This window comes from Bacillus sp. ISL-39 (assembly GCF_018613295.1).
In the GTDB taxonomy this organism is placed as follows: Bacteria; Bacillota; Bacilli; order Bacillales; family Cytobacillaceae; genus Mesobacillus.
Genome location: NZ_JAGGQM010000010.1, coordinates 96,149 through 110,768, shown reverse-complemented (window position 1 = coordinate 110,768; position 14,620 = coordinate 96,149). Strand labels below are relative to the sequence as shown.

Below are 14,620 nucleotides of genomic sequence, written 5' to 3'. Positions count from 1 at the left end.
AATATGGCCAAAAGTCACTAAAGTGTACATTACTATATATCTAACTCGTTTACTTCAATTGGAACTAATGACTTTTCAAGCTCTGGACGATTTGTCTCATATTTTGGTGGAAGCATGAGCCTTTCACCCATCCTATCATGAGGTTCATCAATGGCAAAGCCTGGAGGGTCAGTGGCTATTTCGAATAGAATTTCGCCGTGCTCCCTGAAATAAATAGCATTGAAATAATTCCTGTCCTGGACTGGTGTTACTCTATAACCATGTACCTCTAAATGCTCTTTCCAAACAAGCTGATCTTTATCGTCAGCAGCTCTCCAGGCAATATGGTGTACTGTCCCGATTCCCATCAATCCACGGACGCCCGTACTTGATTTTAAGTCAATGATATTCCCGAATTCTCCTGTGGAATTAAACCTGATGAAGTCCTCTTCTTCACTTACACGTTCAAAGCCCATTACATCTTCAAGCAATGTTGCTGTTTGCTGCGGATTGGAAGAAAAAAGTACAGCGCCTCCAAACCCCTTAATCGCTTCATTTCTTGAAACTCCGTTAAACTCCCAGGTATTCTCGTGTGCGCCATCGCGTTCTACAAGCTCCAGCTTTAGACCGTGCGGATCCTCGAATCGCAAGTATTGTTCGCCAAAACGGTCCATTTTTACCCAATCAATACCGAAGGCCGTCAACCTTTTTTCCCAAAAGCCAAAAGCTCCTGAAGGCACTATATAGGTGGTGATTCCAACCTGACCATCGCCAATTCTCCCTTTATATGAACCTGACCATGGAAAGAATGTCATGATGGTTCCTGGTGTTCCATGCTCATTTCCAAAATATAAGTGATAGGTCTCAGGGTCATCGAAATTCACTGTTTTCTTCACTAAACGCAGGCCCAGTATACTCGCATAAAAATCAACATTTTCTTGTGGATTCCCTACAATTGCTGAAATATGATGGATGCCGGCAGTCATTTTCTTCATTGTGTTGTACACCAGCCTTTCTGTTAACCGCTTATGCTGACAAAATATCTCGAATTCAAGATAATTGTATAAATTAAAAGTGCTTATGTCAAGAATCTGAGATTAAGCAAGCTTGCCATACGATACAGATTTTACTTTGGTTATCTATACGATTGAAGCAAATAATACAAAAGGGTGAAGCCTATCTGCTTGAAATAGTATCAAAAGATAAAATATAGGCGCTTACCGTAACAGCAATGACAATCAGGACAGCCGCAAGCCAAAAATTGACCTCAAAAAATAATATCGTTCCCAATATGGAAATCCACATCAGGCTAAGACTTAACACCTTATTTTTTAAGGTAATTCCGTTTTTCTCCCGAAAATCCTTTATATAACCGCCTAACCATTTATTTCTGATTAGCTTTTGGTAAAGTTCGTCTGACGCCTTTACATAACAGGCTGCACCAAGCAGGATCAACGGTGTGGTCGGCAAGAGAGGAACCACGATTCCGATCACTCCCACGATTATTGAAAGTGTCCCTATGATGATAAATATAGCCTTTACTGCGATGTTCACCGTGTATCCCCCTAGAGTTTTTTCATTAAGCATTATACAAGATGTTGTCTACTCAAACTGGCTGACAGGAATTCCAGCCTCTATATAACTTCGTATAAGCTTCCATCCAAAGTCATACGTAAATGTCTGAAAAAAGAGATTACTAGTCTCCATGCTTTTCCCGTCGAGGACCAGCCTGGCAAGGATAATTGCCATTACCTCATGCTCCCTAATCTTTATGCTGTCTATAACTGTTAGGTCCCAGCTTCCCTTATTTCCTATGACAAAATTAAAACCCTGCTCCCAGCCTCTGATCGATTCATCATACCCAAAATCAGATATTTTACCATTTGTAATTTCCCTTGCCTGGTATTCACCAGAAATCATCATCTGTAATTCTGGCAAGGAAGAATTTTTCCAAACATCTAGATATTCATCAAGAAAACGATTAAATGTCTCTTCCATTTCCATCCCCCTTTAACAACAATGACAAAATTATCCTATAATATTATGATGAAAGCAATACCTCCGATTGCAAAGAACTAAAAAAGCTGCTCCCCGGGGAACAGCAGAATTATTTAAGAGTTATGGAATGTCTAGTATAGTAATGGCTATACCTATAGAAAAATTCCACAATCGTCTCTCTTCCTTCGACGGTAATGGTGTAAATAGTTTTGGTAGACTCCGACTTTTTATCGAAGTCAATTCCATGTTCTACAGCATATTCTTCTATATACGACTCGATTTCTTTCTTCTTAATAGTATTAGGAGTTTCCGAGCGGAATTGATGCTTTTTTTGTACAAAAGCATCAATATATGAACCTATTTCATGTTTGCTTGTACTCATATTAATATGATCATTCCCTTCCAATCATTTTATCCAATAATTGGCAATAAAAAAAGTCAGAAAAGGATTAATCCACGTTAATCCTTTTCTGACTTATGGTTTGGTTCTATGCCCATCCATTGCTATCAGATTTATATATTTAGTTATTCATTATAAAATACGTTCTGGTTCCGAATAAGCAAGGTTAAGAGTTTTAACCTTTACCCTATTGAGTATGATAGCATTTTATCATCAGTAAATCAATAGTCTCCTCATTCAGGACTTTAGTATAAACAAAGTGTAACTTTTGTCTTTATCAAAATTCCAGTCAACAAAGTAATCTGTTATTTTTGCGTTTAGGTACCTTTCATATGAACTTTGATGCTGGGTAATCACTTTCTTTTCCAGCTTCCTTTTTGCAATCTTCAGCGTTTCTTGAAACCCTAATTGAATAAATTCTTTTTCCAGGCTAATTAGTATGCCGTGGCGTATGATTATCAGAGTCCGCTCATTAAGCAACTTAGAGTGGGTTTCTTCTGGGGCTTTCTGAATTTCCATGCTTAATTCTATTGTTTCTTCCTCAACCAGGTTTTTATTGTCGTATACATCGAAATTATATGGCTGGTCATTTTCAAAAATGAATAATAACATTCCTGATTTTTCGTCTAGATTCCAGTCATAGTAAAATTCTTTTATTTTATCTTGTGTATTCAATTCGATATAGGATTTGATTTCTTCTTCAAGGGTTTCCATCATCAAATCTCTTGTCTTTTGGACATATACGCTTTGGTGATTAGTTAGTAGAGTATTCTCCATCGGGGACAAAAAGTTGGTAATATAGATGGATGCGAAAGGCTTCGAGATGGTACAAAACACATTACCCGGCCCACGGCCAAAATTCTCCCTTAACATCTTCCCAATATATCCGCTGATTTCTTTTTCAAGCATTGCTATTTCCATAATATACCTCACTATGTAATTTACTCCTCTTTATCTCTTCCCTAATCCAGTACTGGCAAAACCATGAATACGTCGTACTTAATTTAGAACTAAACTGCAGATTTATGTATTAAACATTAAAGGTTTATCGTTATATTCAAAGCTGGCTTCGGGCATATTATCTTTAAGTAAGGCTCTTGTCTCAAACTTTGTTGCTGTTTGACTACAAAATAGGATTGAACTTCGTAAAGTTGACTCTTTTATGAGAAAAGAGCAGACAAACTTAATACCGACCTGCAAAATGCCTTATATTACGTTAAAATCGGCCTTAGGATTTTAATAACAATCTTTAGGTAAACAGCCTAAAGTAAAGGGGCTCAATATCTTGGATAGCACTCATAATTCCATTAAGATGACAGCTGCAGAGATTTCATACCTTTGGACAACCTATCTGTCAGATACGATGTCTATTTGCGTTTTAAGGTATTTCCTACAGCATATAGACGATTCTGAAGTAAAAGGGCTGGTAAAGCATGCACTTGATTTGTCTTATCAGCATGTGGAGATTATTAAAGAATTATTTGTTCATGAGCGAATAGCGGTTCCTTATGGTTTTACTGATCAGGATGTAAATCTTAAAGCTGAGAGATTGTTTTCTGATATTCTTTACTTAAAATACATAAAAAACATGGCTGGCGGCGGTTTATCTGGTTACAGCAGGATGCTGCCAAATATATATCAAAAGACATAAAAAGCTTTTACTCAAGGCATTAACCTCCTCAATGGAGCTGGAAAATAAGGCTACATTGATCCTTCTGGACAAGGGACTGGCTACACGTCCTCCCTTCAATCCTTATCCGGATAAGGTGGAATTCATCCAAAAACAATCCTTTTTCCTTGAGAGTCTGGGCCGCAGAGGAGCATTATCTGGCACAGAAGTAACTCATCTTCACTTTAATATTGAAACGGATCAATTAGGAGCCGCACTGTCAACAGGTTTCATTCAGACAGCCCAAAACAAGCAAGCACGTAATTATTTTATTAGAGGAAAGGAAATAGCTCTAAAACACACTAAGGTCTTTAGGGATTATTTAGAAAAGCATTCCCTTCCGGCGCCTGGCGGAATTGAACCAGAAGTCACAGAATCAACTGTACCAGTTTTCTCAGATAAATTAATGATGTTTCATTTCAGCGTAATGATTTATGCTGGTATAGGCAATTATGGCGTTGCCATTTCAGAGAGTCAAAGAAGCGACCTTGTGATTGATTATTCGCGATTGAACGCAGAGATCCTTAAATATTCCGAAGACGGGATCAATATCTTGGTTGCTAATGAATGGCTTGAACAACCGCCTTTATCAATTGACAGACAAAATTTTTCAAAAAACTAATTGCAAAAAAAAACACCCAATGGATGTTTTTTCTATATATGCATTGAATAACTTATCCAATTCTTTACGTTAATAAAGCTCTGAATCTATAGGCCATAAATAGCTCTTAAGTGGCAGGGATCTTTCTGTATTAAAGTGGATTCCTTCAGATTCCAGCAACAGTTTCTGTGTAATGAACATTTCTTCATCCCGGAAGCCAATTTCGCCTTTTGAATTAATTACCCTATGCCACGGAAGACCATGTTTTTCTGACATCGAATGGAGTATTCGGACAACTTGTCTTGCGGATCTTGGGCTTCCAGCCGCTTTTGCTATTTGCCCATATGTCATAACTTTCCCATTTGGGATTGCCTGAATGATTCTTATAACGTTATTAGTAAAGCTGGTCATTATTCCACTTCCTTTTCTACAAAGGCTGTTTTCGTAAAGATTGTTTAACGTGATCAAAAGCCATTTTGCAGGTCGGTATTAAGTATGCAAGCTCTTTTCTCATAATTAGCTTTAATTTTGTGAAGAAACATAGGTTTTTCAATCCAATTTAGTATTCAATAGCAACAAAGTTTGAGAAATGAGCCTCTTCAAAACAAATATATCATAAAAATCCCTAACCTTAAGCCAGGGATTTTTATTTTTATCATATAGAAGAATAAGATTTAAATTTTTTTATGATTGCCCAGCAAATTAGTCCTATTAACCAGTAAATCGGAAATGAATAAATGTGTTTCCAGGTAATTTCTTTATAAATCCCCAGGTACACCATGAAAGGTTCTGCAACAAAAGCCAGGAAAAGGGATAACACACCTGTAGCGAAAAAAAACTTTTTAAATGACATACTGAATTTTTGATAGACCATCATAAAAGGGATTATCACGACCCCCACATCATATGGATATAGCTGCGGATTTAAATACGGAGTGAGCCTGACCGGATATGTCCATACCATAGCGTTGCTTCCGATTGAATCCAGGAAGATGGCTGTAACACCATAGAATAAGCCGTAGGCTGTATTTTCAATCAGACTCGTTTTATCAACTTGTACCCACCAGACAATTGCCGGGACGATGGAAAGAACCACCAAAAACCACCATTTATAGGTTAGGAAATTATTTTCATACCAGTACGTCCTTAATACTTTATGAAATTTCTCCTCAGCATCCAATAGTTCCTGGAGCGAGATAGAGCTTATAATCATATAATCATTCAATTGGTATCCAATTGCGCAAAAAACTAATGAAAGCATAAAATCACACCCTTTGTATATAGAGTGTGATTTTTGCTCTTTAATATGTAGATTTCAACTAATTTTGATGCTTTATTTCTTTATATAACTCGATAAACTGATCAGGCTTTGTATTCGTAAAATAGGAATACACTCCTCTTGTTGTATGCAGATAAAGAAACCCTTTCATCCCTGACATTTTCTTGAATGTAATATCTAAAATGTCATGTAGATGAAAAATGTCAGAAGCAGTGGTGATCCTGTCATGATACATCCGTATGAATTGTTCGTTTTCAATATAAACTTGCTCATTATCCTCAATTCTGCGATCCACTTTTAAGTATCTATGTGAACAGAGCATTCACAGCTTCCTCCCTTCTGATCATTTTTCTTCCTTTTTTTATTTTACTCATGTTGTTTAACAATACCAAATATATTTAACAATAATAACAGGTGTTTCATATTGAGGAGGATATTTTTGAAGTGCATCGGTGAACTTTTAGATCAGGAGAAGTACTCGGTCAATGGGAGAATTGCGATTATCGAAAATAAGGAAGCCGTATTAAATGTGTTTGGATTCAGGAGTGCCAAATGGCTTGATTTATGGGATATCGACTCACGGATTCTGACACTTTTTTATAAATCATTTGAAGCTGATTTCGATTGGTTCATCGTGGTATATGACTATCCAAATTTCTGTGCAGACAAAGATATAAAAGAAGCGATTATCTGGCATGAACTGGGTCATATTGATTTCCCGGTTCTTGAGCAGCAGCTTAATATAGAAAATGAAATACAATGTGATGGTCTAGCTATCAAAAATGGGCACCAGGAAGGCATCCGAAAAATACTGAATCTTACCATGAAGATGGCTAAAACACTTAACCATGAAATTTTAACTCATATTACGTTCGAACGGCAACTGAAACTGCCTGGCTGAAAAATGATCTTAAGACTTGAAGAATTTTAATTTACGATTTCACGCTTTAAATTCCCTTCATCTTATTAAAAAACCTGATTTTAGCAGGAGACAAGCTCCTGGCTCGACCTTCTAAAATGGTTCCACAAAATAAAGATAAAGAAGTCCCAAAAAATCACTTTTGGGACTTCTTCTTTACATCAACCAGTATTCCTTAGTCCAGCAGCAACGCCGCTGATTGTTAATAAAACCTGAGTCAATAATTCATCATCCGGATTCTCATCCTTGCGAAGCTCTTTAATCAATTCCACCTGAATGAAGTTTAGGGGATCGACATATGGATTTCGTCTATGGACTGAATCTTTGATATTTGGTGTATGGTCAAGAAGTTCCTCATCCTCTGTAATCTGCAGAAGGATGTTCTTGGTTCGTTCATATTCCTCCAGAATATTGCCAAAGATACGGTCAGCAATTGCTTTATCTTCCACAAGTGAAGTGTATTCCTGTGCAGTAGTTATATCCGCTTTCATTAAAGCCATTTGAAGATTATCAACCGTACTTCGGAAAAATGGCCATTCTTCATACATTTCCTGTAAGACTTTCAAATTCTCTGGATTTTTCTGTACGAAGCTCTGCAAGCCTGTTCCAGCCGCATACCAGGCCGGGAAAAGCTGTCTGCTTTGTGTCCAGGCGAATACCCAAGGAATCGCACGAAGATTTTCGAACTTGGCACTGTTTTTACGGCTCATCGGACGTGAACCGATATTCAATTCAGCAAGCTCTTTCAATGGTGTAGCCTGATTGAAATAGGAGATGAAATCAGGATCCTCGAACACTAACGCCTGATATTTCCTTAAAGAAACGGCAGAAATCTGCTCGATGGCATCTACCCATCTTTGGTCACGCAGGTGGCCTTGCTCTGATTCTTTCAATACATTGGCTGCTGCCTTCATCATAGTTGAGGTTGCCTGTTCGAGACTTCTATAGGCAATATCCTTCAACAGATAACGAGAAGATAAGACTTCACCTTGCTCGGTAATTTTGACTCCCTGTCCAAGTGTCTCGACAGGCTGGGAAAGCAGGCTCTTGTTCAATGGACCGCCTCCACGGCCGAGAGAACCCCCTCTGCCATGGAAGAACTTAAGGCCGATTTGATATTTCTTCGCCATTTCATTGATCTCCAGCTGGGCTTTGTAAAGCTTCCAGTTGGCTGTCAATGTTCCCCCATCCTTGCTTCCATCTGAGTACCCAAGCATGATTTCCTGCTCGTCGCCCATTTTTTCCAAATGGTTGCGGTAAATTGGCAGTTTGAATAAGGTTTCCATGATTTTAGGGCCAGCTGTCAAATCATCGATTGTTTCGAGTAATGGAGCGACGTTCAGATCGGTCTCGAATGTACCATCGGCATGGAGTCTGTATATACCGGCCTCCTTTGCAAGGACTAGCACTTCTAGCAGGTCGCTCGCTGATTGAGTCATACTCACTAGATAAACGGAGATTGAACGTTTCCCGAATTCATTGTGCGCACGCTTGATCATCTCAAAAACTTGAAGCATTTCCTGCGTCTCTTTTGAATAATCCTCATGAAGGAGGAGCAATGAACGTGGATCTTCAAGAATTTTGACAAGTAATTCCTGTTTTTCATCTTCAGTAAGTGATGGGTAATGCTGAGCGATTCCGACCTTTTTCAGTATTTCTGCGATTGCTGCTTCATGTTCACCGCTGTGGTTTCGGATATCCAGTGTAGCAAGATGGAATCCGAACAGCTGTACTTGCCGAATCAGCTTTTGCAAAGTTTTAAGCTCATGGTGCACTGGATGGTGCTGATAGATGCTTCGTTTGATCACAAGAAGATCCTCAAGCATTTCCTCTGATGATTTATAGCCGATATCTGATTTTCCAGCTTCCTTAAGCCTTTGAATGATAACAGCAAATTTACGGCGATAGACCTCGCCCTCAATATTCCACTTTTGATCATTTGTTAAATATTTTCCCTCATCTTTAATGACAGATGCCATTAGCTCATCACTGACAGCTGCTCTTGTTGTTGAATGGCTGAAGCGCTTCATCAAATCAACCAGAACAGCTTTATATTTTTTAAGCACCAGGCGTCTCTGTCTTTGCAATGTCTCCCACGTAATATCCGGAGTCACATTTGGGTTTCCATCCCTGTCGCCGCCGATCCATGATCCAAAACGGAGGAAGTGAGGTACTTTCCATTCATGTTCTGGATAATGATCCTTAAGGCTGGTTTCTACTTCCTGATGGATTTCAGGCAGCACATCGAATAGGGTCTGGTCAAAATAATAAAGTCCGTTCCTGACTTCATCAATTACAGTAGGTTTGCGGTCTCTTAATTCATCAGTCTGCCACAGGACAGAAACCTCATTGAACAGGCTTTCCTCAATCCTTTCACGCTCTTTCCGGGATAGGATAGGATTGTCCAGACTTTTAAGGATATCTGCAATCCTTTTTTGGATTTCCAAGATTGAACGCTTGGTGGCTTCCGTAGGATGGGCTGTAATAATCAATTCTAAAGAAATGGTATTTAGTACATTTTGGATGATATCAGAGGATATATAATTGTCTTTCAATGAAAGGATGGCTGCTTCGATAGAGCCTGGCTGTGCGCTGATTTCAGACTTAAGCAGATAGTCGCGGCGCCTGCGGATCCGATGATTTTGTTCTGCTGCGTTGATTAAATGAAAATATACTGAAAAAGCTCTGATAACATTTTTTCTCATTGGAACGGACAAACCTGCGATCTCCTCTTTTAAAGCAGGATATGTATCGCGATCATGTTCATTTCTGAGCGTTTTGCACATCGCACGTATTTTTTCTACTTTTTCAAATAACTCCACTCCGCCATGATATACGAGAATATCTCCAAGGATGTTTCCAAGCATCTTCACATCCCTGCGTAATGGCATACTGCTGTCATTCACTTCAATTCCTGATGTCATTTTGTCACCTTCCTATTACTTGTAAGAATATTTTAAATATTAATATATCATAAAAGTACCTAGAATGTGAAATAATAAGCATATTAAATGGTATTATCCGTTTTTTTCTTTTTGGTTAAGGCTGTTTTCGTAAAGTTTGTTGTTAAAATCCTAAAGTCGATTTTAACGTGTTATAAACTTCATTCGCAGGTCGGTATTAAGTTTGCCTGCTCTTTTCTCACAAAAGAGTCTACTTTGCGAAGAAAAATAGGTCATTCAATCCTATTTTGCAGCCAATTGCTACAATGTTTGAGAAAAGACCCTTGGTAAATAACTAATTATAAGTGTAAGTATTCCTTACTTCTTTTTCCACCTAAACGCTCCAGAAATATACTCTTATTTAAAAAACGCTTCCCAAAAGGGGAGCCTTTTTCATTTCATGACTCCTTTGGTTGGCTTGAATAGTCTTTACTTTACTTTCAATGCTTCACTCTCTTGTTTTACCCGTTATACAAAAAATGGGTCACTTACCCAGGTTCAAATGCCCTCATTGTAATAAAAGATAGTTTTTAAAATAAAACATCCTTAGTCGCTTGGCTTTACAGCTATGGCTGTAAAAGGGCTCCCGCTTACTTTTAATCCCCGCGACTGTCCATTCTTTTTTCATTTTCAAGCATATACATATAAAAAACTCTTTTAGTCAGCCATATCTTTTTTGTTGATATGTCCATGGAGTAAAAGGATGTGAAAAAAATGATTATTCTTATTAGTGATCTCCACTTGATGGATGGGACTGCGGGAAGGCATCAGCTTGATGCGGAGGTCTTCATGGATACCTTTGTTGAGCTCGCCCGGCAAGCAACGGCAGCTGTAAAGCATTTAAATGAAAAGGATCAAGATATTAAAATTGTTCTTTTAGGAGATATTTTTGATGTGATCAGGACAGAAAGGTGGTTCCTGGAAAAAAGCAAAAATAAAATAGTTGAAGTTCCTTTGTCAGACCGGCCTTGGGGAGGTCCTGAGGATGAAAAAACAGAGATAATAGCTGTTGATATTCTTAAAAATATTATGAAAACAAATAGAGAAATAGTATCCATTCTATCTGGACGGGCTTGGCAAAGTATGGGCTTTCCAAAAAAGCCTGATATCGTCTATATACCAGGAAATCATGATCGATTATGTAATGTGTATCCATCAATGAGGAGACTGGTGATTGATGAACTCGATCTGCAAGATTTGTCGTATATAGATAAATTCCCAAACTACTATCTAAACGAACAGCATGGAATTTTAGCACGTCATGGCCATGAATGGGACCCATTCAATTTTGAAGGTGACCATCAAAATCCACAGAGTTACATGGCAATCCCAATAGGTGATGTAATTGCTTCAGAGATTGCCTCAAAACTTCCTGTCCTTGTTGGTACGAAACTGAAAGATATTAACCTTCCAGAAGAAGATATCAATCAAATTTGTGATAATTTCAGGAACCTATTCGACGTCCGTCCAATGTCAGCTATCATTCCTTGGCTATCTTTCCAAGTCAAGCGGTATGAACAATATGGCAGACTCGTTCAGGATGCAATCAACTCAGCTTTTAGACAAGTTGGAGATGAATTTATGGAAATTCCATTTGTTAAAGGCTGGATAAAGGAACATGATCGCTTCTGGCATCCCCTGGATAACGGTGATAAGGTACAGCTGTTGGGAACCCTATTGAGAACATTTGATATAACCAATTCAGAATGGAAGCTCAAGCTAGTTGACAAATTTAATATAATCAAAGAACTTTGGACAGATGATAAATATTTAAAGGGAGCAAAAAAAGATTTTGAAGCCCTTCCTAAAACATTCCAATACGTACTATATGGCCACACGCACAACCCGTTTAAAGGTACTGTAGAAATTATTAAAGAAAAAAATAAATCAAAACAAAAAGAAAGGGTTTATTTAAATACAGGTACTTGGAGACCAAGATATCATCATTCCATAAAGGAAAATGGTTTTTCAAAGTGGAATAACCTTACCTATACAATTATATATAAACCTGGGGAGATGTTTGCCGGCATACCTGTAAAACATCCCGTATTTGAACATTGGACAGGTACAATAAATAACTGAATATAGTTATAAACTATACAAGATAATATAAAACGAAGCATACTCAAAAGACCAAATATGGTCTATTTTTTAAGTGCTTTTCTTGGAAAAGGTGGAAGACTCCTTCTTATTAAGTTCATTAGGGTTATCTCTTCACACCTCTGGATGGATAAGTTACAGTTTATTTATCGGAATTACTTGAGCATTGCATGCTCTTTCGTAAAATTCGATTGGGCCAGCCTGGTCAATTATCACTTCCTTAAAACCTATAAGCCTCATCTCATCAAGGCAGGAATGGAGAAGCGCTTCCCCTATCCCTTCGGACCTTCTGCTAAGAGCAACTCCCATCGGTCCAAAATATCCATTCGTTTTATAAGCGGCAAATCCGACAATTTTGTCCGATGAATCCGTTGCAATAAAAATTGCAGGCTGGGTGTGGGAAAGGGCGGTTTTAATTGATTGAACCCATTTTCCGGAGAATTCATCTTCTATAAATCGAAGTAAGTTTTTTCCATCATCATTAGTCACTTTCCTGATATTCTGATAAAGTAATGAACGCATGGTATAGCCGGATAGCGTCATCCGCATATCTCGTGATACCACTGCTATACTTAACAGAGCTTGCTGTTGTTCCTCCGTCAGCAGCCCGGATGCATGGCCTGCAGCCATTAAAGACTTAAGTACATGACCTTCATTTAAATAAACTTGATTATAAGAATTCATATAACCAATGGATACCTCCATCACCTGCTTCGTTTCCGCACTCACAGGAAAATGAAAAGGTTCATAGGATACTCCCTTAACATCTTGAGGTTTAGCGGCACTCCTTATAGAATCAATACCAATCCCGCTTTTATCTTTAGATTCTTTAACAGGAAATGAACCGTCATCCAAACAACCGATCAACAAATGAACTGGCAGCAAACATTTACTTCTCGTCCTTGCACATTCCTGTTCAGCAATCCATAAAGCCCTGGCCATTTGTTTTGTAAGCTTCACATTCTTTAAGTCCATAGACTTCCCTCTTCCTTGATCATTCATTATATGAATGTTACCAAAAAACATTTAGGTTACTGATAATTTTGCCGCAGAATTCATTCTTTCCTTCTACCATCAGGCACTTACTCTTAGCTTCTCATCTTTTCTCCTGAAAGTCGTATAGCTGTGAAGAGCCATTCCGAGCATAACGAGGATGATTCCGACCCAGGATAATGGAGTTGGCAGCGGCAGTGATAAGATTAAAAATTCTCCTGCCAGGGCAAAAAGCACCTCCATTGCCTGGGTTGCTTCTACGGCAGCGAGTTTCTGCATATTGCCCCTCACTAAATCTGTTGCCTTAAAAAATAAAACAGTCGCTATTACGCCAGAGGTGATGGCTACTAAAAGGGACTGTAAGCTTTGGTTCATTGTAGGAGGACCCTCCGTCAAAAGACCATATAAAGCTAAGAGCAGCCAAAAAGGCAGACTGGCCAGAGTCATTCCCAAGACACGCTGATACGCATCAAGACTGCCGTTGGTAACTTCCATCATTTTTCTATTTCCCAATGGATAAGCGAAAGAAGCGATTAATACTGGGATCACTCCAAGTAAAACCATTTCGATCGGAATTTGCCTGGCGTGTTCAAATTGCATAAGCAGTATCCCTGCTAGGATGATTACGGACATCCCGAGCCCCTTAAAAGGAATTTTAGCCCTGACAGAAACTAAACCTTGGTTGGTCATTGTTGCTTCATAAAACAATGGACTGAGCAAAGCACCCGATATGATTGTGATTTGCCATGTACCAGCAATCAGCCAGCCAGGAGAAAAGGCTGCGGCATATGTAAGCGGCGCATAGAACAAGACAAAGCCAACGAAACTCCAAATAAACCATGGATACGGGTTTTGTTTGATATTCTTGATTAATGGCTTCAAATTCTTCCTTGCTGCCACTATGGCCACTAGAAATGGAACCATGAAAATGTATCTAAGTGAGGCACTCCATATCCAGCTTCCCCCTGATAATTCCATAGATTGATTCAGGACAAAGGTGAACGCAAAAAAGAAGGCTGCTAAAACTCCTAATAAAATAGGTCCCATTAACTCTATCCCCCCTTTGAATTAGGCTCTATTTGTAACTTTATTTAAACAATATACCATATGCAGAGTATAGTTTTCACCAAGTTTTCCCATAAAAAAACACCTGGCATGCCAGGTGTCCGAACTTTATTGTTCTACTGTATTTCATTTGGTTTTTCATAAGTTACATATGTTCCTGCAATGAAATCATGGATCGCTCTTTTATCCTGACGGATTCCTACCATGAACGCACTGACGATAACACCAAGCCCCAATGTTAGTACATAAACGAGACCTGCCACAATTGTACGCATTAGCATCGTACCAAATCCAAGTTTCTCTCCATTGACCTTTGCGATTCTTACACCGACAATTTTCTTGCCTACTGTATATCCTGACCACACTACAGGAACAAGCAAAGTGTATAGCAAGTTCAGTGAGGAAGTAAAAGCATTTTCTTCCGCACTTCCTGTTACTAAGTAGCTAATGATCGAGAGCGGGACACCGATAATTAATCCATCTAAAATGGCTGCACCCAGTCTTACCCAAAAACCTGCAGGTCTGTTCATTGATTTACCTCCTAGTTGCACAATTATTTATTTTGGCTGTTTTCGTAACGATTTTTGTTAAAATCCTAAAGCCGATTTTAACGTGATAAAAAGCCATTTTGTAGTTCGGTATTAAGTGTGCAGCTCTTTTCTCATTAAGCTTTAA

Annotated in this window: 15 protein-coding genes; 4 read left to right on the top strand and 11 right to left on the bottom strand. The window is 38.5% G+C overall.

Annotated elements, in window-relative coordinates:
• Nucleotides 1–32: 32 nt before the first annotated feature.
• From J7E37_RS10150 to J7E37_RS10135, 4 genes are all read right to left on the bottom strand, one after another.
• Entirely contained in the window at nucleotides 33–974 is a 942-nt protein-coding gene (locus J7E37_RS10150) for a ring-cleaving dioxygenase (RefSeq protein WP_215023796.1), read from the bottom strand.
• A 181-nt stretch (nucleotides 975–1,155) separates the two neighbouring features.
• Entirely contained in the window at nucleotides 1,156–1,533 is a 378-nt protein-coding gene (locus tag J7E37_RS10145; RefSeq protein WP_353050006.1) for a DUF454 family protein, read from the bottom strand.
• A gap of 48 nt (nucleotides 1,534–1,581) precedes the next feature.
• Nucleotides 1,582–1,977: a flavoprotein gene (locus J7E37_RS10140; RefSeq protein ID WP_214779238.1), complete on the bottom strand. Its 396-nt coding sequence runs from the start codon at nucleotides 1,975–1,977 to the stop codon at nucleotides 1,582–1,584.
• A gap of 637 nt (nucleotides 1,978–2,614) precedes the next feature.
• Nucleotides 2,615–3,298 carry a Na-translocating system protein MpsC family protein gene (locus J7E37_RS10135; RefSeq protein ID WP_214779239.1) on the bottom strand — a complete coding sequence of 228 codons (684 nt, stop codon included), beginning with the start codon at nucleotides 3,296–3,298 and terminating at the stop codon, nucleotides 2,615–2,617.
• Between the two features lie 364 nt (nucleotides 3,299–3,662).
• Between J7E37_RS10135 and J7E37_RS22075 the strand changes: the two genes are divergently transcribed.
• Nucleotides 3,663–4,028, top strand: a complete 366-nt coding sequence (locus tag J7E37_RS22075) for a DUF3231 family protein (protein WP_251009598.1) — start codon at nucleotides 3,663–3,665, stop codon at nucleotides 4,026–4,028.
• 31 nt (nucleotides 4,029–4,059) lie between these two features.
• The gene (locus J7E37_RS22070; protein WP_251009597.1) at nucleotides 4,060–4,668 is read left to right on the top strand and encodes a DUF3231 family protein; all 609 of its coding nucleotides are present in this window, start codon (nucleotides 4,060–4,062) and stop codon (nucleotides 4,666–4,668) included.
• Between the two features lie 69 nt (nucleotides 4,669–4,737).
• Here J7E37_RS22070 and J7E37_RS10125 read toward each other — a convergent pair whose 3' ends face one another.
• The 3 genes from J7E37_RS10125 to J7E37_RS10115 all read right to left on the bottom strand — a co-directional run bounded on the left by J7E37_RS10125 (nucleotide 4,738) and on the right by J7E37_RS10115 (nucleotide 6,248).
• Entirely contained in the window at nucleotides 4,738–5,058 is a 321-nt protein-coding gene (locus J7E37_RS10125) for an MGMT family protein (RefSeq protein ID WP_214779240.1), read from the bottom strand.
• 244 nt (nucleotides 5,059–5,302) lie between these two features.
• Nucleotides 5,303–5,908, bottom strand: a complete 606-nt coding sequence (locus J7E37_RS10120) for a CBO0543 family protein (RefSeq protein WP_214779242.1) — start codon at nucleotides 5,906–5,908, stop codon at nucleotides 5,303–5,305.
• 58 nt (nucleotides 5,909–5,966) lie between these two features.
• The gene (locus J7E37_RS10115) at nucleotides 5,967–6,248 is read right to left on the bottom strand and encodes a hypothetical protein (RefSeq protein ID WP_214779245.1); all 282 of its coding nucleotides are present in this window, start codon (nucleotides 6,246–6,248) and stop codon (nucleotides 5,967–5,969) included.
• A gap of 117 nt (nucleotides 6,249–6,365) precedes the next feature.
• Between J7E37_RS10115 and J7E37_RS10110 the strand changes: the two genes are divergently transcribed.
• On the top strand, nucleotides 6,366–6,827 hold the full coding sequence (locus J7E37_RS10110; RefSeq protein WP_214779247.1) for a hypothetical protein: 462 nt from the start codon (nucleotides 6,366–6,368) through the stop codon (nucleotides 6,825–6,827).
• A gap of 179 nt (nucleotides 6,828–7,006) precedes the next feature.
• Here J7E37_RS10110 and ppc read toward each other — a convergent pair whose 3' ends face one another.
• The gene (ppc, locus tag J7E37_RS10105; protein ID WP_214779249.1) at nucleotides 7,007–9,769 is read right to left on the bottom strand and encodes a phosphoenolpyruvate carboxylase; all 2,763 of its coding nucleotides are present in this window, start codon (nucleotides 9,767–9,769) and stop codon (nucleotides 7,007–7,009) included.
• 723 nt (nucleotides 9,770–10,492) lie between these two features.
• Here ppc and J7E37_RS10100 point away from each other — a divergent pair.
• Complete coding sequence (locus J7E37_RS10100) at nucleotides 10,493–11,869, top strand: metallophosphoesterase family protein (RefSeq protein WP_214779250.1); 1,377 nt, start codon at nucleotides 10,493–10,495, stop codon at nucleotides 11,867–11,869.
• 153 nt (nucleotides 11,870–12,022) lie between these two features.
• Here J7E37_RS10100 and J7E37_RS10095 read toward each other — a convergent pair whose 3' ends face one another.
• From J7E37_RS10095 to J7E37_RS10085, 3 genes are all read right to left on the bottom strand, one after another.
• Nucleotides 12,023–12,862 carry a GNAT family N-acetyltransferase gene (locus tag J7E37_RS10095; RefSeq protein WP_214779252.1) on the bottom strand — a complete coding sequence of 280 codons (840 nt, stop codon included), beginning with the start codon at nucleotides 12,860–12,862 and terminating at the stop codon, nucleotides 12,023–12,025.
• A gap of 99 nt (nucleotides 12,863–12,961) precedes the next feature.
• Entirely contained in the window at nucleotides 12,962–13,927 is a 966-nt protein-coding gene (locus J7E37_RS10090; protein ID WP_215023791.1) for a DMT family transporter, read from the bottom strand.
• 134 nt (nucleotides 13,928–14,061) lie between these two features.
• Nucleotides 14,062–14,475, bottom strand: a complete 414-nt coding sequence (locus J7E37_RS10085; RefSeq protein WP_214779256.1) for an RDD family protein — start codon at nucleotides 14,473–14,475, stop codon at nucleotides 14,062–14,064.
• Nucleotides 14,476–14,620: the final 145 nt, after the last annotated feature.

Excerpts from the sequence above, each read along its gene's own strand:
- J7E37_RS10150 (WP_215023796.1), bottom strand. The coding sequence starts at position 974 with ATGAAGAAAATGACTGCCGGCATCCATCATATTTCAGCAATTGTAGGG.
- J7E37_RS10120 (WP_214779242.1), bottom strand. The coding sequence starts at position 5,908 with ATGCTTTCATTAGTTTTTTGCGCAATTGGATACCAATTGAATGATTAT.
- J7E37_RS10085 (WP_214779256.1), bottom strand. The coding sequence starts at position 14,475 with ATGAACAGACCTGCAGGTTTTTGGGTAAGACTGGGTGCAGCCATTTTA.
- J7E37_RS10135 (WP_214779239.1), bottom strand. The coding sequence starts at position 3,298 with ATGGAAATAGCAATGCTTGAAAAAGAAATCAGCGGATATATTGGGAAG.
- J7E37_RS10140 (WP_214779238.1), bottom strand. The coding sequence starts at position 1,977 with ATGGAAGAGACATTTAATCGTTTTCTTGATGAATATCTAGATGTTTGG.
- J7E37_RS10115 (WP_214779245.1), bottom strand. The coding sequence starts at position 6,248 with ATGCTCTGTTCACATAGATACTTAAAAGTGGATCGCAGAATTGAGGAT.
- J7E37_RS10090 (WP_215023791.1), bottom strand. The coding sequence starts at position 13,927 with ATGGGACCTATTTTATTAGGAGTTTTAGCAGCCTTCTTTTTTGCGTTC.
- J7E37_RS10095 (WP_214779252.1), bottom strand. The coding sequence starts at position 12,862 with ATGGACTTAAAGAATGTGAAGCTTACAAAACAAATGGCCAGGGCTTTA.
- J7E37_RS10125 (WP_214779240.1), bottom strand. The coding sequence starts at position 5,058 with ATGACCAGCTTTACTAATAACGTTATAAGAATCATTCAGGCAATCCCA.
- J7E37_RS22070 (WP_251009597.1), top strand. The coding sequence starts at position 4,060 with ATGGAGCTGGAAAATAAGGCTACATTGATCCTTCTGGACAAGGGACTG.
- ppc (WP_214779249.1), bottom strand. The coding sequence starts at position 9,769 with ATGACATCAGGAATTGAAGTGAATGACAGCAGTATGCCATTACGCAGG.